Raw genomic sequence first — 21,473 nt, 5'->3', positions numbered from 1 at the left:
CCGGGAAGTTGAGCGTCCGCGGCGTCTAGTACCAGTGGTTGGCCTGCCAGAACGACCACGCGCCACAGGGGCTGCCGTAGCGGCTGTCCATGTAGTTCAGGCCCCACTTGATCTGGGTGGCCGGGTTGGTCTGCCAGTCCGCGCCGGCCGAGGCCATCTTGGAGCCCGGCAGCGCCTGGACGAGACCGTACGCGCCGGACGACGGGTTCTGCGCGCGGTAGTTCCAGGTCGACTCGTGGTTCACGATGTTGCTGAAGCACTGGAACTGGTCGGCAGGGACCATCTGCCGGGCCATCGCCTGTACCTGGGCGACGGTGTAGGAGCTCTGCGTCGCGAAGCTCGAAGCGTCGCGCACGGCAGTGCGGTTGGCGCGTGCCTCCGCCTCCTCGCGCTCACGCTCCGCCTTCTCCTCGGCGGCTTCCTTCTTCGCCTCGGCGGTCTTGGCGGCCTGGATGCGAGCCGCTTCCTCGGCAGACTTCTTGGCGGCGTTGTCCGCGAGGGCAGCCTGCGTTTCGGCCTGCTGCGCCAGGGACGCCACCTGCACCTGGGCCTGCTCGCCCATGGGTATGTCTGCCAGGAGTGTCGCGTCGGCGGCAGACGCCTCGAGGTTGTCCCCCGCGGGCTGAGTGCTGCCCGACGCAACGCCCACTACGGCGCCGACGGTGGTGACCGCAGTGGCTGACGCCACCGCGAATCCCCGGACCGAGATCCGGCTCACACGGTTTCCTTCCAGCACCGCCCGCATAGGTGACCTTGCGGGCGCGATCGTGCCCCTGACGCTGGCCTCCCCAATGCTTAGGTCACGGGAGGCACGGGCCCGGTGGGCAACTCCCCTGCGGGAGTGCCACGTGGTGCTCGCGGGCGGCATGCGACGGCGGGTCTTGAGTTGTGTGGTGCGGTGCACCTCTGGAGGTGCGGGTGTGTCACATGCGGGGCCTGACGGAAGCAAGACTCTGCCGGAAGGCGGCACCGCAAGGCAATTCATCGCTGCGTGTGAAAGCTCACACCTTGTTTGTGTCAGGGGTTTTGTGGAAACCGGCGGACAGCACGGCGCCGCCCGGCTACGCTCTTGCGCTTTGCCGGGCGGCGCCAACCGACTTGTCCTGTTTGCCGGAAGAGCCCCCTGGCTCATTCCGGCCAGATCTACCCTTCCTCCAGCATTTCGGTCACCAGTGCCGCGATCTGCGAACGCTCGGAGCGGGTGAGGGTGACATGCGCGAAGAGCGGATGCCCCTTCAACTTCTCGACCACGGCGACGACTCCGTCGTACCTCCCGACCCGCAGATTGTCGCGCTGCGCCACATCATGGGTCAGGACGACACGGGAATTGGCCCCGATACGGGACAGAACGGTCAGCAGGACGTTCCGCTCCAGCGACTGGGCCTCGTCGACGATGACAAACGCATCGTGCAGCGAGCGGCCGCGGATATGGGTGAGCGGCAGCACCTCGAGCATGCCGCGGCCCAGCACCTCCTCGATCACTTCACGGCCCGCCACCGCGGACAGCGTGTCGAAGACCGCCTGCGCCCAGGGGCTCATCTTCTCGGCCTCGGTGCCCGGCAGATAGCCGAGCTCCTGTCCGCCGACCGCGTACAGCGGCCGGAAGACCATCACCTTCTGATGCTGCCTGCGCTCCAGGACCGCTTCGAGACCGGCGCACAGCGCCAGCGCCGACTTGCCGGTGCCGGCCCGGCCGCCCAGCGAGACGATGCCGACCTCCTGGTCCAGCAACAGGTCGAGCGCGATGCGCTGCTCGGCGCTGCGGCCGTGGATGCCGAACGCCTCCCGGTCACCGCGCACCAGCCGGACATTGCCGTCGGGCGTGACGCGGCCCAGCGCCTTGCCTCGCTCGGACTGCAGTACGAGGCCGGTGTGCACGGGCAGGTCGGCGGCCTCCGGGACATACAGCGTGTCCTCGCCGTACAGCAGATCGACCTGGTCCGCAGAGAGGGGCAGTTCGGCCATACCGGTCCATCCGGACGTGGTGATGGCCAGCTCCGCGCGGTACTCCTCGGCGAGCAGACCGACCGAGGATGCCTTGATGCGCAGGGGCAGGTCCTTGGAGACGACTGTGACGTCGTACCCCTCGGCCTGCAGATTGCGGGCAACCGCCAGAATCCGTGAGTCGTTGTCCCCCAGTCTGAAGCCGGCCGGAAGGACACCGGGATCGGAGTGGTTGAGCTCCACACGCAGCGTGCCGCCGAGGTCGCCCATGGGGATGGGGGCGTCGAGGCGGCCGAACCGGATACGGAAGTCGTCCAGCAGGCGCAGTGCCTGACGGGCGAAGTAGCCGAGCTCCGGATGGTGCCTCTTGGCCTCCAGTTCCGTGATCACCACGATCGGGAGCACGACCTCGTGCTCGTCGAAGCGGCTCAGGGCGTTCGGATCGGCCAGCAGGACGCTGGTGTCGAGAACATAGGTGCGCCTGTCGGGCATGCGGCGCTTTGTGCTGTTCACCACGGAAGGACGTACCCCCTCGGACGAGGTCGGGGTGCGACGGCGTCATCGCGGGCCATGTGTCGCTGCGCCGAAGCGGGCGACGGGCCGGGCTCAGGCCACGGTGCGCGGGCCGAGCGCCGGCCCTCCGCGTGGTCCGCACCAGGGGTGCAGTCCTTCGTATGCAAAGGGCCTCCCGGGTGAGCGGTATCGGCCGCTCACTGAGATACGACGTTCGTGGATCGGACGTCGACCTGCTTGGGATATTCCCTCGAACAAGTGCGGCCATGCAACGGCTGACGGCAACGCATTGATGAACGGAACGTGACTCGCGCTGCGCCGGGGGCAGGTGAGGGTCCGTGGGGCGCGGCAAAAGAGGCGAGGTGGCAGAGCCAGACCCGCCGGGCGGCGCTAGGAGCCGTAGCGGCGGTGGCGCGCAGCGTAGTCACGCAGCGCACGCAGGAAGTCGACCTTGCGGAAGGCGGGCCAGAAGACTTCACAGAAGTAGTACTCGGAATGGGCGCTCTGCCAGAGCATGAATCCGGACAGCCGCTGCTCGCCGCTGGTGCGGATGACGAGGTCCGGGTCGGGCTGACCGCGGGTGTAGAGGTGCTCGGAGATGTGCTCCACGTCGATGATCTCGGCGAGCTCCTCGAAGCTCGTGCCCTTCTCGGCGTGCTCGAGGAGCAGGGAACGGACGGCGTCTGCGATCTCCTGGCGCCCGCCGTAGCCCACGGCGACGTTCACGAGTATTCCGTCGACGGCGGCGGTCGCCTGCTCGGCCCCCTTCAGTACGGACTGGGTGTGGGCGGGCAGCAGGTCGAGGGTGCCCACGTGGTGCACGCGCCAGCGGCCGTCGGCGGCCAGGTTGCGCACGGTGTTCTCGATGATGCCGAGGAGCGGGGTGAGCTCCTCCTCGGGGCGGTCGAGGTTGTCCGTCGACAGCAGCCAGAGCGTGACGACCTCGACGTCCGTCTCGGCACACCAGCCGAGCAGCTCGGAGATCTTGTCGGCCCCGGCCTGGTGGCCCTGGGCCGCCGTGCCGCCGGACGCCTTCGCCCAGCGACGGTTGCCGTCGAGGATGACTCCGATGTGCTTGGGCACCTGGGCATGGTCGAGGCGGCCTTCCACCCGGCGTGCGTAGAGCCCGTACACCAGGTCGCGCAGGTTCACTGTTCTTGCACCCCATCCATGCGGCAGTCCCCGAGGCGGCCACAGTACTGCGCTCCCGGCGCGGCGGCCCAACCCGGCCTGTCACAAGTCCGTGATAAGGAGAGAAGCGTGACTGAATCATCCCTCTACCGGGCAGATGCGGACCGCTACGAGTCCATGGAGTACCGCCGCAGCGGCCACTCCGGCCTCAAACTGCCCGCGATCTCGCTCGGCCTCTGGCACAACTTCGGCGACGACCGCAGCCTGGAATCCCAGCGGGCGATCCTGCGCCGCGCCTTCGACCTGGGTGTGACCCACTTCGACCTGGCGAACAACTACGGACCGCCGCCGGGGTCGGCCGAGCTCAATTTCGGCAAGATCTTTGCGCAGGACTTCACCCCATACCGCGATGAAATGCTCATTTCGACCAAAGCGGGCTATCTCATGCACCCCGGCCCCTACGGCGAGTGGGGTTCGCGCAAGTACCTGCTGTCGTCGCTCGACGCCTCCCTGAGCCGGATGGGCCTCGACTACGTCGACATCTTCTACTCGCACCGCTTCGACCCGGACACTCCGCTCGAGGAGACGATGGGCGCTCTGGCCTCCGCCGTGCAGCAGGGCAAGGCGCTGTACGCGGGCATCTCGTCGTACAACGCGGAACAGAGTGCCGAGGCGGCCCGGCTGCTGAAGGAGATGGGCGTCCCCGCCCTCATCAACCAGCCGTCCTACTCGATGATCAACCGCTGGATCGAGGACGACGGGCTCCTCGACACGCTGGAGAGCGCGGGCATGGGCTGCATCTCCTTCGTGCCGCTCGCCCAGGGACTGCTCACCGGCAAGTACCTCACCGGAATTCCGGAGGGTTCGCGCGCCGCCCAGGGCAAGTCACTGGACCCCGGCCTGCTGTCCGGCGAGGTCCTGCGGCGTCTGAAGGGGCTGAACGACATCGCGGCCAAGCGTGCGCAGTCGCTCGCGCAGCTGGCACTCGCATGGGTGCTCCGCGATCCGCGGATGACCTCCGCGCTGATCGGCGCCTCCAGCGTGCAGCAGCTGGAGGAGAACGTCGCGGCACTGGGCGGACCGCCGCTGAGCGACGCGGAGTTGAAGGAGATCGACACCTTCGCCGTGGACACCGCGGGCACCAACATCTGGGCCGCGCGCGGCTGACCGCGAGAGCGGGAAGGGCGCAGGAAGGGCGCAAGAACGGCCCGGGAACGAAAAACGGGCCGGTCCGTGGGGGGGATACGGACCGGCCCGAGGGGGGGTTTCCACCATAACCCTTCGTAAGAGGTGCTGGGTGCCGCGCCATGCCACAACTACGCTCCGAATGCGGCGTACGACGGCCCCTCCCCGGCATTCCTGCGGTGCGCGAGCACGCTCCGGGTGCATTCGTGTACCTCCCACGGGGGACCCCAGGCCGGCGGCGCCGCATTGACGCCTCACCATGAGGAGCCGTCAGATCATCGGCCCGCGTGCGAGATCGTGCACGCAGATGGCCGAATGCGGACAGGTTCTGGCCTGTATGGAGCCTAGAGTCGGGCGCATGGCGACCTCCGGTGCAACGACGCCCCATGTGACATGGAACGAAGCCAACGCGCGGCGGCTGATACGACAGGGTTTGGCCCGCCCCGCCCGGAGCTCCCCCGCCGAGATGGCCGTCGCGATGCTCGGCGCGCATGCCCAGGTGCTGTCCGCGGCCGAGCTGTCCCTCGCCCTCCGGCTCGAGAACGCCCCCACCCGTCAGGCGGTACGCGAGGCGCTGTGGACGGACCGCACTCTGGTGAAGACGTTCGGGCCGCGCGGGACCGTCCATCTGCTGCCCGCTGCCGATCTGCCACTGTGGACGGGCGCACTGTCCGCGATTCCGGCCGGCCCCCGTCCGATGCCCGCGGGACAGGGGATGACCGAGGAGCAGACCGACCAGGTCGTGGCGGCCATCGGGGAGGCGCTCGACGGCGCCGCGCTGACTGTGGACGAGCTGACCGACGAGATCATGGCGCGCACCGGCTCATGGGCCGGGGACCGGGTGATGGAGGCCTTCCAGGACAAGTGGCCGCGCTGGCGGCAGGTCATGCACACGGCCGCGCACCGCGGCGTGCTCGCCTTCGGCCCCAACCGCGGCCGCAAGGTCACCTTCACCGGTCCCGGCGTCACGCCGATGGCCGGCCCGGTCGCGCTCGCCGAACTCGTACACCGCTATCTGTACGCGTACGGTCCGGCCGGTCCGCAGCACTTCGCGAAGTGGCTGGCCGCGCCGAAGGGCTGGGCCGGTGACCTGTTCGCGGCGCTCGCGGACGAGGGGCGGATCGAGGAGGTGGCGTCCGTCGGCGAGCGGGCCTGGGTCGCCGCCGGTGACACCGAGTTCCCCGCCGCGCCGCCACGAGGTGTGCGACTGCTGCCGTACTTCGACGCGTTCGTCATCGCCTCGCAGCCGCGGGAGCGCCTGTTCCCGGGCGCGGCGTACGGTCGCGCCCTCTCGGGAGGCCAGGCCGGCAACTACCCGGTGGTGCTGGCCGACGGCGTGGTCGCAGGTGTGTGGCACCAGCGTCGCGCCGGCAAGCGCATCGCGGTGACGGTCGAGCCGATCGGCGCCGCCCTGGACTCGGCGGAAGCGCGCGGTGAGCTGGCTGAGCAGGCGGAGCGCGTGGGCGAGATCCTCGAAGGAAAGGTGGAGTTGACGGTGGGCAAGGTGACGGTCGGCCCGCACGCCTGAAGAGCCCCGCGGCTACCCGGGTTTGACCGCCTCGGTCAGGAACCGGGTCGTGGCGGCGGCGAACGCCTCGGTCCGCGAACGGCAGCGGCTGGCCCTCCTCGTGCGCCACGACCACGACGCCACGTGGGCGCAGCAGTGCGGTCGCCCGCGCGACGTTCGGCGGCCAGGCCCCCGTGGCCGCGGTCGTCCGGGGCAGGACCGGTACGGAGGCGAGGACTTCACCGCGGCCCGTCCGGAGATCGAGCGCAGCCGTGGCACGACCCGCACGCTCGCCGATCGAGCGGGCATACCCCCAGGAGGGGCCCTGCTCGGTCGCCCTCCCGTCCAGCCAGGAGAAGTCCCAGCCGTCGAGGCTGACGGTGTCCGCCTCGGCGACGAGTCCGTCGAAGGAGGCGAGGGCTTCGGTGAGGTCGACCGGCTTCTTCTGTTCAGAAGTGCGGGTGGTCTCCGCGCTGGGGCGGGGCCGGGAATCCGGGTGCAGATGCGGCGTCGCGGCGGCTGCGGCTGCGGCTGCGGCTGCGGCTGCGGACCACGGGGGCGGCGACGGCAGCGCCGAGCACGACAGCGGCGCCGCTTCCCCCGGCGATCCACAGTCCGGTCGCGTTGCCGTCGTCACTCGATGCAGAGGGCGCGATCGTCGCCCGGTCGCCTGCGGTCTTCTGCTGGGAAGGCTCAGGGGAAGGGGACCTGGCGTCGTCGTAGCTGAAGCCGGGGATCGGGTACGTGCCGGCGGGTCCGGGGTCGCCCGGGTTCTTCAGGGCGATGCGCGGGCGGACGACGCCGTAACCGACGACGTCGTCGCGGCCGAGCCCCTTGTCATTGCCGCCGGCGGTCCGCATCAGGACACGGAGGACCTGGTTGTTGGTCCAGTCGGGGTGCTGGGACCAGATGAGGGCGGCGGAGGCGGAGGCGAGGGCGGATGCGCCGCTGGTGCCGCTTCCTCCGCAGAGCTGCGTCCCTCCGGCACAGGCCCTGATCAAATCCTTGCCTGGTGCGGCAAGATCGACCTGAGGGCCCCACTGGGAATCCTTGAGGGGCTTGGCCTTGTCGTCCACTGCCGCCACACCCACGACGCCCGGGGTCGCGGCCGGATACTCGGCTGCGTTGGTGATGTCGCCGTCGTTGCCCGCCGCGGCAAAGATCAGCTTGCCCTTCCCGAGGGCATACTTCACGGCAGCATCCAACTCTGGCGTGCCGACATTCTTCATTCCGGAAGTGTTCGGGCTGCCCATGGAAACATTGATCACCCGGGCGTTGGAGTCGGCCGCAAACCTGATGGCCTTCACCATGGCAGCCGAGTAACTCGCTCGCGAGCTCTTCGTTCGAAAGCCATCGGTGGCGTACGGCATCTTGACGGGCAGGACCTTTACCCCAGGAGCCAGACCGTACGATCCGTTGACCCTTCCACGGGCCCCGGTTGCCGCGATCAGCGCAGCCATACCGGTGCCGTGACCCGCCTGGTCCGTCTTCTCGTCTCCGCCCTGACCTGAGTAGTCCATGCCGTCCAGAACCTGGCCACGCAGGTCCGCCACGGTCTTGTCGACACCGGAGTCGATGACAGCGACCGTGATGCCACGCCCGGTCGTGGTCTCCCACATCTCCTCGGCGTGCATCGCGTCGAGATGCCACTGTCGCTCACGCACGGTCACGGCATGAGCCGGTGCCGCAGCGACGCAGACCACCATCAGGCCACCCACGGCCGCCGACAGGGCGTGGCGAAGCCTGGCGACTCGCCTGCTGCTGGTCTGCATCTCGTACCTCTCACCCATGGTGGCATGGTCAGTCGATGACCGGGGGCACAGCACGGCGGCCGCGCTGCCTCCATGTCTCCTCGCCCTCGGCAAGGTAGTCGGGCCGAGTACCACTTCGCTGATCGCGGCGGCGCGACGCGCGGTTCCGAGACCTTGCGGTGGAACTCGGCATCCGCGGCGATCCAGAAGGCGGTCGTGCCGCTGCCGTCATCGGAGAATGCGGCTGCGGTTGTCTCCGCTCAGGACGCTCCGAGCAGGAGGCCCGCCAGCGTTCCCGCGATCATGAACGGCCCGAAAGGAATGGCGGTCTTGCGGCCGGCGAGGCGCAGGGCGATGAGGCCGAGACCGTAGAGCGAGCCCAGCAGGAAACCGGCGAAGGCGCCGGCGAGCAGCACCGGCCAGTCGTACCAGCCGAGCGCGGTGCCGAGAGAGAGGGCGAGCTTGACGTCACCGAAGCCCATGCCGGCGGGGTGGATCAGAAACAGCGTCAAGTAGGCGGAGCCGAGGACAAGTCCGCCGAGCAGGGCGGTGGTCCAGGAGCCGCCGGCGCCGGGCAGCAGCCCGGCGAGCCCGAGCAGGACGGCGGCCGCGGCGGCGAGCGGGAGGGTCAGCTGATCCGGCAGGCGGTGGACCCTTCGGTCGACGAGGGTGAGCAGTACGGCGACGGGCGCGAGCAGCACCCACACGACGAGCTCGGGCCGTGCCCCGGTGGCTGCGGCGAGGGCGGCACAGGCGACGGCCGTGACGAGGGGGACGGTGACGGACGGCCGGTACGGAACACTCGTCGCGGCAACGCCAGGAGTTGCCGCGGGCGTCACGGCGACGGCGCAGCTCCCACACCGGGCGGACCCGAACCAGCCGCCGACCACTCCGGTGATCGGGTGCCCTGAGGGACACGCGTCGCGCCACCGCTCGTCCGGCTCGACGGACAACCGGTAGGCGGCGCGCGGCAGAAGCATCCCGGTGAGAGCGCCCCAAGCGGCGGCTACGGCGATGAGAGTGGCGTCCACAGTCACGCCTCGACCCTAGACGCCCGTTCGCTACGGTCTGGCCCATGGGCAAATGGCGTGACGGCCGCGCAGTAGTGAAGATCCCCGGGCGCAACGCCCCGGTCGATCTGCTGATCGCCGCGTCGTACCGGGCGCGGACGCGCGGACTGCTGGGCCGCGACGGTATCGAGGGCGCGATCCTGCTGACCCCGTGCAGCGGGGTGCACACCTTCCGGATGCGGTTCGCGATCGATGTGGCGTATCTGGACGGACAGTTGCGCGTCCTGGCGGTCCGCACCATGAGGCCCGGCCGCCTGAGCCTGATCCGCTTCCGCGCTCGCCATGTCCTGGAGTCCGAGGCGGGCGCGATGGCGCGATGGGGGCTGCGACCGGGGGTGCGGGTCGCGATCGACGAGTGCTGATGTCGTGGGCGAGGCCGGCCGGTTCGGGGCCCCGGCGCGACGTCGGCCGGGGCCAGGTCGGCCGGCGCAGTGCGTCGGCGTCCTCATGAGCGCGACCGTAGCCGATGACCGGCCCGTCACTTCAACAGGCGTATCGCAGCCGACGGGACTGCTGCCCGCACCGGAGACCTCCCGGGCCGCCTGCGCCGGTCCGCTGAACCCGTCGCGCCTCAGCTCTGGTAGCCGTCCCAGGGGACACGGTCAGGACGGCGGTGCCACCACCAGGCGCGGGATCCGGGGGAGCCGGTGAGGCGGCCACCGTGCCATCGGGCGCGGCGGCCCAATACGCCGAGGGCCGAATGCCCTCGGCCGGGTACAGCACGGTCGTCCCCGGTCGCCGACACTCTCCGGCTGTCGGGTGCGTGCTGCCACCCAACTCGACTGCCCGACCCCATGGTTACTCTTCGAGCCAGGTTTCTTCCATGTCGAACGTGGTGTCTTCGGTGTGGCGGACACGGTAGACGGACATGGATCGGTTCTCACGGCTGAGCGGTGCGACGCGTGCGAGGGCGAGTTGCGCGAGACCGCCCCAGTTGAACACGTTGACGGCGTCGTCCAGGTCGACGTTCTGCTTGACAAGGGCCGCCCCCGGGATGCCGAAGGAGCTGACGACTGCCTTTGCATCTCCTTCGCAGTCCCAGTTCTCCTCGCCGTGCCAGCCGGCAGCGAAGAGGCTCGTCCCGTCCGGATGGAAGATCGCCCAGGCTCCGTAGGTCATGTTGTAGTCGATGGTGGCCGACGCGACGATGACCGCGTCGGGGAAGCGCTCGCGGAGAGCCTCCGACTGCTCCAGGACGGGGAAACTGTCTCCGCAGTGCCCGAGTGCAGGGTCGATGATCTCGCTCACGCTGCCCCAGCACCCCACCCTGACCAGGTCCAGGTCACGGCGTGTCCCCAGGGGCACCGGTTCGGTCGCTCTGATGGGGTCAAGCTCTTCCACGACGGCGTCGATGGTGCCGAAAGAGGCGACGAACTCGCGGGCCCGGTCCGGATCGTGCGCAGGAAGAGACGCGGAGTTTCCTGGACGGGGTGCGTGGACGACGGTGAGGCGGAACTCGCCGTGCCTGACTATCTCTTGATCCTGATCGGCACTCCAGAAGCTGTCGTCAGTCATGACGGTCACCCTACGGCGGGCTCGGGATGTCGATCACGGTCGTTCGGATCGCAGGAGACCGCGCTCCTCGACGTCGGCATCGCCGACCGGATCGGCCGCGCACCGGCCGCTGACGCAGCGGAACCGCAGGCGAGGGCTACCCGGTCCTTCGGGCGTCCAGGTCACTCCCTCGGGAAGGAGACCTCCACGCGACGGTTCTTCCGCCGGCCCTCCTCGGTCGTGTTGCTGGCGATCGGGTAGTCCTCGCCGTACCCGCGGATCTCGTACGAGATCCCGTCGGCGCTGAGTTGCTGCGAGAGCAGGCTGTGCACCGCGTCCGCGCGCTTCTTGGACAGTACTTCGCCGTGCTCCTCGGAGCCGAGGTCGTCGGTGAAGCCGAAGACACGCACCTTCTTGGCGTCCTGGGCCTTGATCTCGGCGGCGATCGCGGAGATGCGGGACTGGGCGGCGCCGGAGAGCTTCGCACTGTCCCTGCCGAACAGCACCTCGGCCTGGAGCGCGAACTTGATGTCGGAGTTGGTCTCCTCGCGTCGCTCCTCACCGGAGATGTCCTCGACGACCGACTTGATGTCGATGACCTTGGGGTCGGCGAGCGTCGCGCCCTCGGGGAGTTTGAGGTCGGAGTCGGTGGCGTTGATCTTCATGGGGGCGGCGGCGACCGGCACGGGGTAGGGGCCGTCGTCACCGAGGGCGTCAGCGGCACCGATCAGGGTGAAGGAGAGGGCCCCGGCGGCGACGGTCGCTACGGCGCGGAGGCTGGGAGTGGTCGCGGCGCTCATCAGGAGAGCTCGATCGAAGCGCTGGGGAAGCCCGGGAACTGCAGGGCGACAGTGGTGGTGTCGACCGGTGGGGCGGGGAACTGTGCGAAGAAGGGCAGCGTTCCGCCACCCTCGATGAAGCTGCCGTACGCATACGTGGTCAGAGGCCGATTGTCCGTGTCACGCAGCACGTAGTAGCGCTTCTTGCCCTTGGAATCGACCAGCGTCATCCCTGCGAACGAACGGCCGGTGGAAGCGACGGATTGTTCCAGACCATTCCATTGGACGGGAACGGTGAACCCCTCGGATCCCGTGTTCTTGATCTGCCCGTCCAGGGTGAGAAAGCCGCCTTCGTCCCGCCTCGCAGAGAACACGGAGAGCTCCAGACCCGCATCGCCCTTGATCACCGCTATGGGCTCGCTCGGTGTGCTGGCCACAGGATCTGCGGAAGTCTCCTTGTCCCCTTCGTTCTTGGCAGGTGAGGAGGCCGCTTCACCGGGCTTCGGGTCTTCGCTACCCCCACCGCAGGCTGCCAGGGAGAAGACAAGGACGGCCGACAGCGCCGCTGCTGCCCTGACCCGGCCCATGGTCCTCATGTGCCGCATGCTCATCGATTCCGTTCCTTTGCGCTCATTGGAGTCAGTCCTCAGCCAGTCGGACGGTGAAGAGATCAGCCATATCGGGCAGGAGATCCAGGCGTTCGGGATCGATGTCCCAGTCCTGAGAATCGCAGACGATCGTGCCGGGGGACGGCTCGCTGTCCTCGACCTCGCCTTCCTCGCCCTCATCGGCAGGTGGCTCGGTCTCATCCGGCGACGGCTCGAACGTGCAGCGCGGCTCGATCACGGCTGTGGCTCTCGCCTCCGCGTGCTGATTCTCCGTACCGTCGATGATGCTGTTCCCCATCGACTCGGCCGACCTCGCCAGCACGGTGAATCCCCAACGGCCATCGGTCAGCTCACGACATTCCGCTGTGGCGTCGTTCCGGGCCGCAAAACGCTCGGCCTGCCCACAACCACCCGGCGGAATTGACACATCGCCCTCGACCAGGCCCTCCAGGTCATCGAGGAAGTCGGCAACGTCCAGTCGGTTCCGGGAATCCTGCGCTGCGGCCAGCGCCGCTGCGTCAGCTGCGGTCTGCGTTCCATTGCGTGTGATGTCGGCCTGCCCGAAGGCAAGGTACACAAGGGCCAGAAAGAGCAGACCGACGACCGCCGTTATGTAGAGCGGTGTGGCCTGCCCTCTGTCCTCGCTCCGCGGCAGGATCAACCCCCGGCTCCACCGCCACCCGCACCGCCGCCACCACCGTTGAGGACCGAGTTGATCTTCTGGGTGAAGGCGTTCGCGATGTCGTTGCCCATCTTGGTCTGCAGCAACAGCACGACGATGGCCACCACCAGAATCGTGATGCCCACATACTCGATCGAGCCCTGCCCCTTGTCCTTGCGGGCCCTCATGCCCTCCAGGACCGAGTTTCTCCAGGCGGCCACATGGACCCTGGCCGCCGTCACGGCCCTGAGGCCGATGTCCGTCATGGCGTTCCCCTCCGGGTTTGTACGCGTTTCCGGCTTTGTCCTGGCCGGACCCGCCGGCGCCATCGGCACCGTACGTCCATGACGTCCCCCTCGTCATGGGCCCTTGGGCCCAACTCCCCGACCTGTCCACGATAGGGGGCCACATGCGCCTACGCATCGCGGACCGCCCTCATCGTCCTCATCCGCGCCACCGTGTTCCAGATGGCGATCGCCTCTCCACGGCTGCTCGCGTGCAGCTTGGCGAAGATACGGTTGATGTGGTTCTTGACGGTCTTCTGACTGATGAAACAGGAGTCGGCGATCTGCTGGTTGGTCATGCCGGAGGCGATCAGATCCATCACCTCGACCTCCCGCCGGCTCAGCTCGCAGATTACTCGGTGCAGTCCCCCGGCTACCGAGGGGCTACCGGACGAATGTGCCACACCCGCTTGCACAAGCGAAGACGGTTCGGCGAATTGACGCGGCTTCGCCGCCAGTGCCGTGGACGCCGAGTGAGTGAAGTGGACACGGCCGTGTCTCATGTCCCTGACTGCGGTGAGCAGTTGGTCGACCGTGAACTCACCGTGCACGAGATAACCGCCCGCGCCCAGCCGCAGCGCTTCCTGCACCGTTTCCCGCTCGCTGCTGTACGTCATCATCAGCACCGGCGCCAGTCGCACCAGATGCGGCAGGGCGGACAGGCCGTCGACACCCGGCATCCGGACGTCCAACAGAATGACGTCCGGGCGGTGTTGGACAGCAGCGTCGTATGCCTGCCGGCCGTCGAGGGCTTGCGCGACCACCTCGCAGTCGTCGCGGCCCTGGAGCACTGCGGTGAGGCCTGCACGGACGACCGGGTTGTCGTCGACGACGAGCACTCTCAGCATGTCTGCGGCCTTCTCTCGGAAGGGATCGGGGGTGAGGGCGTCAGGTGAGCATCGGGACCCGGCGCTCGACCACCTGCGGCGGCCGCGGCACAGGCTGCCGCGGTACGTGCCCGAGCGGTGACGGTGCAGGTCCAGGTGCCCATTCCGGTGCCGGTGGCCGGGCCAGTACCGTCACGGGCAGCTCCAGCAGCACCTCCGTGCCCCTCGCCGCCCAGCCCCTGCCGATGCGGATGCGCGCTCCTATCGTGGCCGCCCGCTCGACCATCCCCACGAGTCCGAAGTGGCCCGTGCGCCGGAGGGAGTCGAGGGTGGTGCCCGGGGGAAGGCCCGGCCCGTCGTCGTACACGCTGATCCGCAGTACGTCTCCCACGACGCCCGCCGACACCTCCAGCCGACCGGGGCGGGCGTGCCGGTGCGCGTTCTCCATCGCCTCGGTCGCGATGGTCAGGACATGGCGGGCGACCGCGGCCGGTACGGGCGGCACAGCCGCCGCACCGAGCCGGTGGAACCCGGCCCGTACCCCGCACCGGCGCTCGAAGTCCATGACCTTGGCGGCCAGTTCGGTCACCATGTCGATTCCGTCGCCGAGTCCCGCCTCCCGCCGCAGGTCGGACAGCAGCTCCCGGGACTCGTTGGCGGCGCGCCGGGCCGAACGCGCCACCAGCTCCGCCTGGTGCTTCACGGTCCTCGCATCCATCCGGTCCGCGGTGTTCGCGAGACCGTCCGCGGCGAGGGCCAGGCCGTACAGGGTCTTGGCCACCGAGTCGTGCATCTCCCGGGCGAGCCGGGCCCGTTCCTTCTCCACCGCCTCGCTGACGGCCAGCCGGGCCCGGGTCTCGGTCAGCGCGTGGGACGCGGCGCCGAAGCAGAGCAGCAGGCTGCGCAGTGCGCTGCCGGCCGCGCCCGCCAGGACGCACAGGCCGACGATGAGCAGCGCGGAGGCGTCCGCCTCGATCTCCTGGTCGATGACATAGGCGGCGGCGAGCAGCAGCGACTGCAACGGCGCGAAGATCGCCGCGCCCCGCCAGCCGTACACCAGGCCGGCGAGCAGCGGAGTGCAGAGGGTTACGTAGGTGAGGGTGGAGCCGGGCGAGGCGGAGAACAGCAGCAGCGCGCCGAACAGCATGTCCACCGCAAGGAGTGACGGGTGGCGCAGCAGGACCGGTCCGAAGCGCTCCCAGTCGCGCAGCAGCAGGTACGACACCATCACTGTGACGAGCACGGCCGCACCGGCCAGCCAGGCGCCGAGGCCCGGTGCGACACCGGAGAGCGCGAACGGCGCGGCGAGCGCGACCATGGCCAGGCGGAAGCCGAACAGCTGGCGGCACAGCGCCTGGAGTGCGTTGACCTGGATCGGCAGGGGCGGGGCGGGCAACGACGACAGCAACGAACTCATCGGTTCAGCCTCCGAAGATGTCGTTGAAGTTGACGTTGGAGGCGTAGTAGAAACCGGCCACGATCAGGATCATCGTGCCGGGGAGCATGAAACTGGTGACGATCAGTGTGGCCTTGGGAACGGCCTTCGCCGCCTTACGGCGGGCGTTCTGCGCGTCGGTCCTGCGCATGTCGTTGGCGATCTGGATCAGGGTGTCCACGATCGGTGCGCCGAGCTCTTCGCCCTGCTGCAGCGCGGAGACGAACATCGACACCTGGTCGGACTCGTTGCGCCTGCGCAGCTGCTCGAAGGCCTCGCGCCGCCCCATGCCCATGTCCATCTGCCGCAGGGTGATGCGCAGTTCGTCGGCCCACGGGCCTTCGTACTTCTCCGCCACGCGCTCCAGCGCCTGGCGGAAGCCGAGTCCGGCGGAGACGACGACGGCCAGGACGTCGAGGAAGTCGGGCAGCGTGCGTTCGATGTCCTCCTTGCGCCTGCTGATGGCGGCGCGCAGCAGCACATCGGTCCAGAACAGGCCGTACAGGAGGAAGAGAACGGCGAAGACGAGGTGGCCGTTCATCAGCATGCCCAGGGCCACGAGGGTGCCGAGGACGCCGTAGACGGCGCGGCGGGCGGCGTACCGGTCCACGGTGATGCCGCCGGGGTTCCCGGCCTTGTCCAGCTTGCGGCGTATCGCGTCCACGCGCCGGGGCCCCATGAGCCGCAGAATGTGCGGCGCGTAGCGCATGCCGAGGCGGTCGACGGCGGAGCCTGTGAGGGTGGTGCGGGTACTGCCGACCTCGAGGGCCACAGCGAGGTCGCCGGGCAGTTTGGCCTCGGCCCGGTACATCCGGATGCCGTGGAAGGCTCCGTAGACCGCGAGCCCGAGGACGGCGGCGAGTACGAGTCCCATGGTGTGTTCCCTCCCTACGGATTCAGGTCGTTCGGATTCCGGTGGTGCGGATACGGGTGGTTCGGATCCAGGTCGTTCCTATGCGGATCGGATGTGGAACGGATGTGGATCGGATGCGGATCAGATGCGGACTCGCGTGAGCCGGTTGATCAGGACGAAGCCGAGCGCGTACAGCCCCGCCGCCACGACCACGGCGATCCGGCCGCCCAGCGCACTGGTCATGTCGTCGAGTGCGCCGTCCCGCATACCGTTGATGAGCAGCAGGAAGCCCATGCCGAGTACGGGAACGGCCACGGCGGTCACCTTGACCTGGGAGAGCAGGGTGGTGACCTCCCGACGGGTCTCCTTGCGCTCTTCCAGGGTCTCGGTGAGGTTGCGCAGCGACGACACGATGGTGCCGCCGGCACGGTTGGACAGGATCAGCGTGGAGACCAGCACGGTCAGTTCGCGTGACGGGAGCCGTTCGACGAGGTCGTCGAGCGCCTCGTCCAGCGAGCGGCCGAGGGCCAGCTGGTCGGCGACCCGGCGCAGTTCCTCGCGGGCCGGGTCGTCGAGTTCGTCCACGGCCATGCCGATGGCGGTGCGCAGGGCGAGCCCGGCCTGCGTGGCGTTCGCGAGGACGCGGGTGAGCTCGGGCAGCTGGTTGATGAACGCCTCGGTGCGTTTCATGCGCTGCCAGGTGAGAAAGCCGTTGGCGCCCCAGAGGCCGATGACGGCGGCGATCAGACCGAAGAACGGGGCGAAGACGGAGGCCATGACGGCATACAGCGCCAGCAGGGCGGTGACGACGTAGACGACGTACTCGCCGGGGGTCAGCTCGAGGCCGGTCGCCGAGATGCTGCGCTCGATCCTCTTGCCGAGCCGCGTCCTGCGCAGCCGCCGGTCGATGCCGCTGAAGCGGCGGCGGCCGCTCTCGATGGCCGGCGGCCCGGTCTGGGACATGCGTTCCACCAGGGCCTGCCGCTGCGCCCGGCCCGTGGCGTAGGTGACCGTACCGAGTACGGCGAGCACACAGCCGATCAGGGTGACGCCGAGCGTCAGGAGCGGGAGGTTGTCCATGGGAGGGATGGCCTTCTCGGGTCGGCGGGCGGACGGGGACGGGTGGCGGTCGGGCGGTCGGGCGGTCAAGCGGTAGGGCAGTCGGGCGATCAAGCGGTCGAGGTGCGCAGAGCGAGCTGTCCCTCCGACGCCGCGACGCCGAAGGCCGGGGGAATCGCCTCACCGGCCATATAGAGCCGGCCCGCGACCCGCCGCGGCAGCGGAAAGTAGGCGAACCGGCCGTGCACGCGCCCGTCCGCGGTCATGGGCCGCGCCTCGAAGCGGCAGACGGTGACGAAGCGGTAGTCCTCGCGCCCGTACGAGTCGACGACGGCGATCTCGGTGATCCTGCGAGTGCCGTCGGCGTGCCGGGTGAGCTGGACGACGATGTCGACCGCGCTGTTGATCTGGTCGTGGATGGCCACGAACGGCAGCTCGACCTCCGACATGGAGCTCAGGGTCTGCAGTCGCATCAGCGCGTCCTCGGCGCTGTTGGCGTGCACCGTGGCCAGCGAGCCGTCGTGGCCGGTCGACATCGCCTGGAGCATGTCGAGCGTCTCGCCGCCGCGGACCTCACCGACGATGATGCGGTCGGGGCGCATCCGCAGGGAGTTGCGCACCAGGTCGCGGATGGTGATGCGGCCCTTGCCCTCGACATTGGCCGGCCGGCTCTCCAGGGTGATGACGTGCGACTGCTGGAGCTGGAGTTCGGCGGAGTCCTCGATGGTGACGATGCGCTCGCCCTCCGGGATCAGCCCGGACAGCGCATTGAGCAGGGTGGTCTTCCCGGTGCCGGTGGCGCCGGAGACGATCACGTTGAACTTGGCGCGCACCAGCGACGCGAGCAGCATCAGGATGTGCTCGTCCAGCGAGCCGAGGTCGATCATCTCCTGGAGGGTGAAGGCCCGCGGGAAGCGCCGGATGGTGAGGATCGGGCCGGTCAGGGACAGCGGCGGAATGATGACGTTGACGCGCTCTCCACTGGGAAGGCGGGCGTCGACCATCGGATTCGCCTCGTCGACGCGCCGGTTGACGGTGGAGACGATGCGCTCGATCGTCTGCATCAGCTGTTCCTCGGAGGAGAAGCGCATGGGGAGCTGTTCGAGGCGGCCGCTGCGCTCGACGAAGACCTGATCGGGGCCGTTGACCATGATCTCGCTGATGGAGGCGTCTTCGAGGAGCGGTTCGAGGATGCCGAGTCCCAGAGCCTCGTCGACCACTCTGCGGATGAGCTGGGTGCGCTCGGCGGTGGACAGGACGGGGCCCTCGCGGCTGATGATGTGGCCCAGTACCCGCTCCAGCCGGGCTCTGCGGTCGGCCGCGGAGAGCGCGGACATCTCGGCGAGGTCGATCTCCTCGAGAAGTTTGGTGCGGTAGACGCCGACGAGCCGGCTCTCCTCGCCCTGCCCGCCCGTGGGCTCGGGGCCGTCCATACGCTTGATGCGCGCCTGCAGGCTCATGGTTCAACTCCCTCCTACTCGCCGGTCAGTCACCGTCACGACCCGGGTCGCGTGGCATGGTGGCGCTCTTGGTGGCCGTGCCGAAGTCGATGCCGACGACCTGCGGTATGTCGACCGTGACCGTGACGGTGACCTCGTCGCCGTTCACCGCCGTCTCGAAGCCGGCGCCGAGCCAGGAGCTGATCGACGCCCGGCCGGCCGCCTCGGGGTCGAGCTGTGCATCGTCCTGGGACGCCACCCGGGCGGCGGCCCGCGCGGCGGTGCCGGCCTGCTGCGCCGCGTACACCGCGAGGCCCACCTGCACCGCGACCATGGAGACGAAGAGCAGCAGGAACAGCCAGCCGCCGTACTCGATCACGGCCTGTCCCCGGTCGCGGCGTACCGCCTCCCTGCGCATGGCTCACTCACGCTCCAGCGCGGCGGCGGCCTCGCCGCGGACGGTGATCGGGAGGTCGAACCCGCCGGGGAACAGCAGCGGCACGTCCAGCCGTGCCTCGGCGGTGAGCAGGTCGCCCTGCGGCGCGCACGAGATCCGGGTCGTCCATGAGCCGGGTACGTCCTCCTGTCCCGCTCGCTCGCATGCCGCGACACGGTTTCCCTCGGCCACCGTCCCCGCGCGGACCGCCTTGTCCGCGGCGTTCCCGGCGAGTACGAAGGTGTAGCCGACGAGGGCGGACTGCCACAGCACCGCGAGGGTCACCAGGATGATCGGGACCATGCCGGTGAACTCGATGACGGACTGGCCCCGGTCGTCCGCTGCCCGCAGCCGGCCCACCGCCCACCTCGCGCTCACCGCCCGCAGCCGGCCCACCGCCCGCGCCGCGCTCACTTCGCCCGCCCCGACCGACGGCCACCCGCGCCGTACGGTGCACGCTCGCCGCGGAAGCGCCCGCCCGGCCGCTCGGCGCCCTGGGGGTTCTTCACCAGCCCCAGTTCGCCCGCAAGGCTCCACAGCGCCTGCTTGACGGTGGACTTGGGCTCCAGGTCCTGCAGCCGGCCGGCGTCGACGACCGCCTGCAGCTCCTTGAAGTTCGCCGGGACGGCGGCCCGCGCGACCCTGGTGGCGGTGATCTTCTCGACCAGCGAGGGCTGGATCTCCGTATTGCGCGTGTGCCGGTTGACGACGGTCACCGTCTCCTCCGCCTTGCGGATCTGCAGCCGGTCCCACAGCCGCACCATGCGCTTCGTGGCCCGTACGGTCACCACGTCCGGGGTGGTGACCAGCAGCGTGGTGTCCGCCATCTCGATGGCGGCCGCGTTGGCGGTGGTCATGTGTGTACCGCAGTCGATGACGACGATCTCGTAGCGGTGGCGCAGCGCGCTGACGATCTGGCGTACGAGACGGTCGCTGACGTCCTCGGCCCGCTCGCCCTCGGCCGGCGCGAGGAGCAGTCCGAGGCCCGTCTCATGGCTGAACAGGGCGTCCTGCAGGACGCGCGGCGAGATGTCCTGGATGGCGGAGAGGTCGGCGATGGACCGCCGGAACTGCACGTCGAGGTAGGAGGCGACGTCGCCGCTCTGCAGGTCCAGGTCGATGAGCGCCGCCGTGTGCCCGGAGGCCTGGGCGGCGAGCGCGAGCTGGATCGCGGTGATCGTGGTGCCGACGCCGCCCTTGGCTCCGCTGACGGTGACGACGGTGCCGCCGGGTCCGGTGAGGACCTCGGCGCTCTGGCCCAGATGGCGGCGCACGCCGGCGGACCAGCCGGCCGCCGACTGGATGCGCTGCGCCAGTACTTCGTACGACATCGGCAGCCCGACCAGTCCGCGGGCGCCGGAGTCCATCGCCGCCGAGTACAGGCCGGGGCTGGCGTCGGAGGTGACGAGCACGACGCCGACTGCGGGAAAGCGCAGCGCCACCTCCCGGATGAGTTCAAGGGCGGGGACCGGGCCGATGCGCTCGTGGACCAGTACGACTTCGGGCAGTTCGTCGAGCGACTCGGCGGCCAGCCGGGCCAGTGTGTCGAGCAGGGAGGTCGAATCGCCCACCGGTGCGGCCGGTTCGGTGTCCGGGAGCTGGCCGAGCAGGGTGGTGACGGATCGGGCGGCGTCGGGGTCACCGACGGCGGGGAGGATACGGGTGGTCATCCGGACCTCACTTGTTCCTGTCTTCGGAGAGGTCGTAACTGCCCTCGCCGGGGCGGAGTTCCGTGGCGCTGCCGTCGGGGAGCAGGGCGAGGCGTACATGCTCGGCGAACGACTCGGCGTAGGCGACGCGCTGGGCGTCGGCGGTGTCCAGGGCGAAGGTGATCGGGACGGCCTCGCTGGGCCCGTTGGTGCGCTCGCCGTTCCTCCGGTCCAGGGGGGTGAGCTCGCCGACGTCGATGACCCGGGCGCCCGCGACGATGATCCGGGACTGGTCCACCTCGCTTTTGTCGCGTGCGGCGAAGGTGGCGAAGATGTTGACGAGGCTGCCCGGCCTGATCTTTCCGGCCACGCCGGTCGCCGCGTCGATCATGATCGCGATCTCCTGCTGGCCGCTCTCGAGCTGCGGTTTCCTGACGATCATGTCGCTCTGCAGCAGCGAACCTCTGCGCAGCTGGGTGACGGCGATCCTTCCTTCGATCGCGTCGAGGTCGGTCACGGCGCTCGGCGACAGCCAGCGCTCGGGCATGGTGACCTTCTCGAACTGTCCTGCCGAAAGCGGCGTGTAGGGAGCGATGTCCGCCTTGACGCGGTACGCGGCGACCTCGGGCCCGACCTTGGCATTCACATCGCTGATCACCGAGAGCACGCCGGCGAACGCGCCGAAGGCGCAGAGTACCGAGAGCAGAAGGAGAAGTACGCCGCGGCGCTGCCGAGCATTCATGGGCGGGACAACCTCGTTCTAGGACGTGGACTGGGTCGGGAGCGGACAGGGAGCAGAAAGCGGACCGGTGCGGGCCGGCGGGCCCGGCCGCCAGGATCCGCGCGGA

The 21,473-nt window shown here is 69.3% G+C and carries 22 protein-coding genes and 1 pseudogene; 3 read left to right on the top strand and 20 right to left on the bottom strand.

Going from position 1 to position 21,473, the window contains the following annotated elements; translation table 11 throughout:
- Positions 1 to 25 precede the first annotated feature (25 nt).
- From ABZ208_RS18510 to ABZ208_RS18500, 3 genes are all read right to left on the bottom strand, one after another.
- Complete coding sequence (locus tag ABZ208_RS18510; protein ID WP_356910519.1) at positions 26 to 718, bottom strand: transglycosylase SLT domain-containing protein; 693 nt, start codon at positions 716 to 718, stop codon at positions 26 to 28.
- Between the two features lie 425 nt (positions 719 to 1,143).
- Positions 1,144 to 2,460 carry a PhoH family protein gene (locus ABZ208_RS18505; protein ID WP_356910518.1) on the bottom strand — a complete coding sequence of 439 codons (1,317 nt, stop codon included), beginning with the start codon at positions 2,458 to 2,460 and terminating at the stop codon, positions 1,144 to 1,146.
- Positions 2,461 to 2,847: 387 nt separating this feature from the next.
- A complete protein-coding gene (locus ABZ208_RS18500) occupies positions 2,848 to 3,609 on the bottom strand; it encodes an isoprenyl transferase (RefSeq protein WP_328396998.1) in 762 nt (253 codons plus the stop codon).
- A gap of 108 nt (positions 3,610 to 3,717) precedes the next feature.
- Here ABZ208_RS18500 and mgrA point away from each other — a divergent pair, with 108 nt between their 5' ends.
- Both mgrA and ABZ208_RS18490 read left to right on the top strand, forming a co-directional pair.
- Positions 3,718 to 4,755 (top strand): L-glyceraldehyde 3-phosphate reductase, encoded by a 1,038-nt coding sequence (gene mgrA / locus ABZ208_RS18495; RefSeq protein WP_356910517.1) that lies wholly within the window; start codon positions 3,718 to 3,720, stop codon positions 4,753 to 4,755.
- Between the two features lie 376 nt (positions 4,756 to 5,131).
- Complete coding sequence (locus ABZ208_RS18490) at positions 5,132 to 6,301, top strand: winged helix DNA-binding domain-containing protein (RefSeq protein WP_356910516.1); 1,170 nt, start codon at positions 5,132 to 5,134, stop codon at positions 6,299 to 6,301.
- 70 nt (positions 6,302 to 6,371) lie between these two features.
- On the opposite strand, the pseudogene ABZ208_RS18485 reads toward ABZ208_RS18490, so the two are convergent.
- The 3 genes and pseudogenes from ABZ208_RS18485 to ABZ208_RS18475 all read right to left on the bottom strand — a co-directional run.
- Positions 6,372 to 6,689, bottom strand: a pseudogene (locus ABZ208_RS18485) (SAM-dependent methyltransferase); the annotation flags it as partial.
- A 40-nt stretch (positions 6,690 to 6,729) separates the two neighbouring features.
- Positions 6,730 to 8,052 (bottom strand): type VII secretion-associated serine protease mycosin, encoded by a 1,323-nt coding sequence (gene mycP / locus ABZ208_RS18480; protein ID WP_356910541.1) that lies wholly within the window; start codon positions 8,050 to 8,052, stop codon positions 6,730 to 6,732.
- 239 nt (positions 8,053 to 8,291) lie between these two features.
- Positions 8,292 to 9,062 carry an A24 family peptidase gene (locus tag ABZ208_RS18475; RefSeq protein WP_356910540.1) on the bottom strand — a complete coding sequence of 257 codons (771 nt, stop codon included), beginning with the start codon at positions 9,060 to 9,062 and terminating at the stop codon, positions 8,292 to 8,294.
- Positions 9,063 to 9,106: 44 nt separating this feature from the next.
- Between ABZ208_RS18475 and ABZ208_RS18470 the strand changes: the two genes are divergently transcribed.
- Positions 9,107 to 9,463: a DUF192 domain-containing protein gene (locus tag ABZ208_RS18470; RefSeq protein ID WP_356910515.1), complete on the top strand. Its 357-nt coding sequence runs from the start codon at positions 9,107 to 9,109 to the stop codon at positions 9,461 to 9,463.
- A gap of 436 nt (positions 9,464 to 9,899) precedes the next feature.
- On the opposite strand, the gene ABZ208_RS18465 is transcribed toward ABZ208_RS18470, so the two are convergent.
- From ABZ208_RS18465 to cpaB, 14 genes are all read right to left on the bottom strand, one after another.
- Positions 9,900 to 10,616 (bottom strand): DUF6333 family protein, encoded by a 717-nt coding sequence (locus tag ABZ208_RS18465; protein WP_356910514.1) that lies wholly within the window; start codon positions 10,614 to 10,616, stop codon positions 9,900 to 9,902.
- 161 nt (positions 10,617 to 10,777) lie between these two features.
- Positions 10,778 to 11,395 (bottom strand): OmpA family protein, encoded by a 618-nt coding sequence (locus ABZ208_RS18460; protein ID WP_356910513.1) that lies wholly within the window; start codon positions 11,393 to 11,395, stop codon positions 10,778 to 10,780.
- Positions 11,395 to 11,985, bottom strand: a complete 591-nt coding sequence (locus tag ABZ208_RS18455; RefSeq protein ID WP_356910512.1) for a hypothetical protein — start codon at positions 11,983 to 11,985, stop codon at positions 11,395 to 11,397. The genes ABZ208_RS18460 and ABZ208_RS18455 overlap by 1 nt, the downstream gene beginning before the upstream one ends.
- A 28-nt stretch (positions 11,986 to 12,013) precedes the next feature.
- A complete protein-coding gene (locus ABZ208_RS18450) occupies positions 12,014 to 12,643 on the bottom strand; it encodes a pilus assembly protein TadG-related protein (RefSeq protein ID WP_356910511.1) in 630 nt (209 codons plus the stop codon).
- A complete protein-coding gene (locus ABZ208_RS18445) occupies positions 12,640 to 12,909 on the bottom strand; it encodes a hypothetical protein (protein WP_356910510.1) in 270 nt (89 codons plus the stop codon). The genes ABZ208_RS18450 and ABZ208_RS18445 overlap by 4 nt, the downstream gene beginning before the upstream one ends.
- Positions 12,910 to 13,058: 149 nt before the next feature.
- Positions 13,059 to 13,775 carry a response regulator transcription factor gene (locus ABZ208_RS18440; protein WP_356910509.1) on the bottom strand — a complete coding sequence of 239 codons (717 nt, stop codon included), beginning with the start codon at positions 13,773 to 13,775 and terminating at the stop codon, positions 13,059 to 13,061.
- A 40-nt stretch (positions 13,776 to 13,815) separates the two neighbouring features.
- Positions 13,816 to 15,171 carry a histidine kinase gene (locus ABZ208_RS18435; RefSeq protein ID WP_356910508.1) on the bottom strand — a complete coding sequence of 452 codons (1,356 nt, stop codon included), beginning with the start codon at positions 15,169 to 15,171 and terminating at the stop codon, positions 13,816 to 13,818.
- 4 nt (positions 15,172 to 15,175) lie between these two features.
- The gene (locus tag ABZ208_RS18430) at positions 15,176 to 16,063 is read right to left on the bottom strand and encodes a DUF5936 domain-containing protein (protein WP_356910507.1); all 888 of its coding nucleotides are present in this window, start codon (positions 16,061 to 16,063) and stop codon (positions 15,176 to 15,178) included.
- A 120-nt stretch (positions 16,064 to 16,183) separates the two neighbouring features.
- Positions 16,184 to 17,122 carry a type II secretion system F family protein gene (locus ABZ208_RS18425; RefSeq protein ID WP_356910506.1) on the bottom strand — a complete coding sequence of 313 codons (939 nt, stop codon included), beginning with the start codon at positions 17,120 to 17,122 and terminating at the stop codon, positions 16,184 to 16,186.
- Between the two features lie 89 nt (positions 17,123 to 17,211).
- Positions 17,212 to 18,561 carry a CpaF family protein gene (locus ABZ208_RS18420; RefSeq protein WP_356910505.1) on the bottom strand — a complete coding sequence of 450 codons (1,350 nt, stop codon included), beginning with the start codon at positions 18,559 to 18,561 and terminating at the stop codon, positions 17,212 to 17,214.
- Between the two features lie 25 nt (positions 18,562 to 18,586).
- Entirely contained in the window at positions 18,587 to 18,958 is a 372-nt protein-coding gene (locus ABZ208_RS18415; RefSeq protein ID WP_356910504.1) for a TadE/TadG family type IV pilus assembly protein, read from the bottom strand.
- 3 nt (positions 18,959 to 18,961) lie between these two features.
- The gene (locus ABZ208_RS18410) at positions 18,962 to 19,390 is read right to left on the bottom strand and encodes a pilus assembly protein (protein ID WP_356910503.1); all 429 of its coding nucleotides are present in this window, start codon (positions 19,388 to 19,390) and stop codon (positions 18,962 to 18,964) included.
- Positions 19,387 to 20,646 carry an AAA family ATPase gene (locus tag ABZ208_RS18405; protein ID WP_356910502.1) on the bottom strand — a complete coding sequence of 420 codons (1,260 nt, stop codon included), beginning with the start codon at positions 20,644 to 20,646 and terminating at the stop codon, positions 19,387 to 19,389. The genes ABZ208_RS18410 and ABZ208_RS18405 overlap by 4 nt, the downstream gene beginning before the upstream one ends.
- 7 nt (positions 20,647 to 20,653) lie before the next feature.
- The gene (gene cpaB, locus ABZ208_RS18400; RefSeq protein ID WP_356910501.1) at positions 20,654 to 21,367 is read right to left on the bottom strand and encodes a Flp pilus assembly protein CpaB; all 714 of its coding nucleotides are present in this window, start codon (positions 21,365 to 21,367) and stop codon (positions 20,654 to 20,656) included.
- Positions 21,368 to 21,473: the final 106 nt, after the last annotated feature.

The sequence above is a fragment of the Streptomyces sp. NPDC006208 genome (assembly GCF_040613775.1).
Classification (GTDB): Bacteria; Actinomycetota; Actinomycetes; order Streptomycetales; family Streptomycetaceae; genus Streptomyces.
The sequence above is the reverse complement of the archived record's forward strand: the minus strand, read 5'-3'. Positions and strand labels throughout refer to the sequence as shown.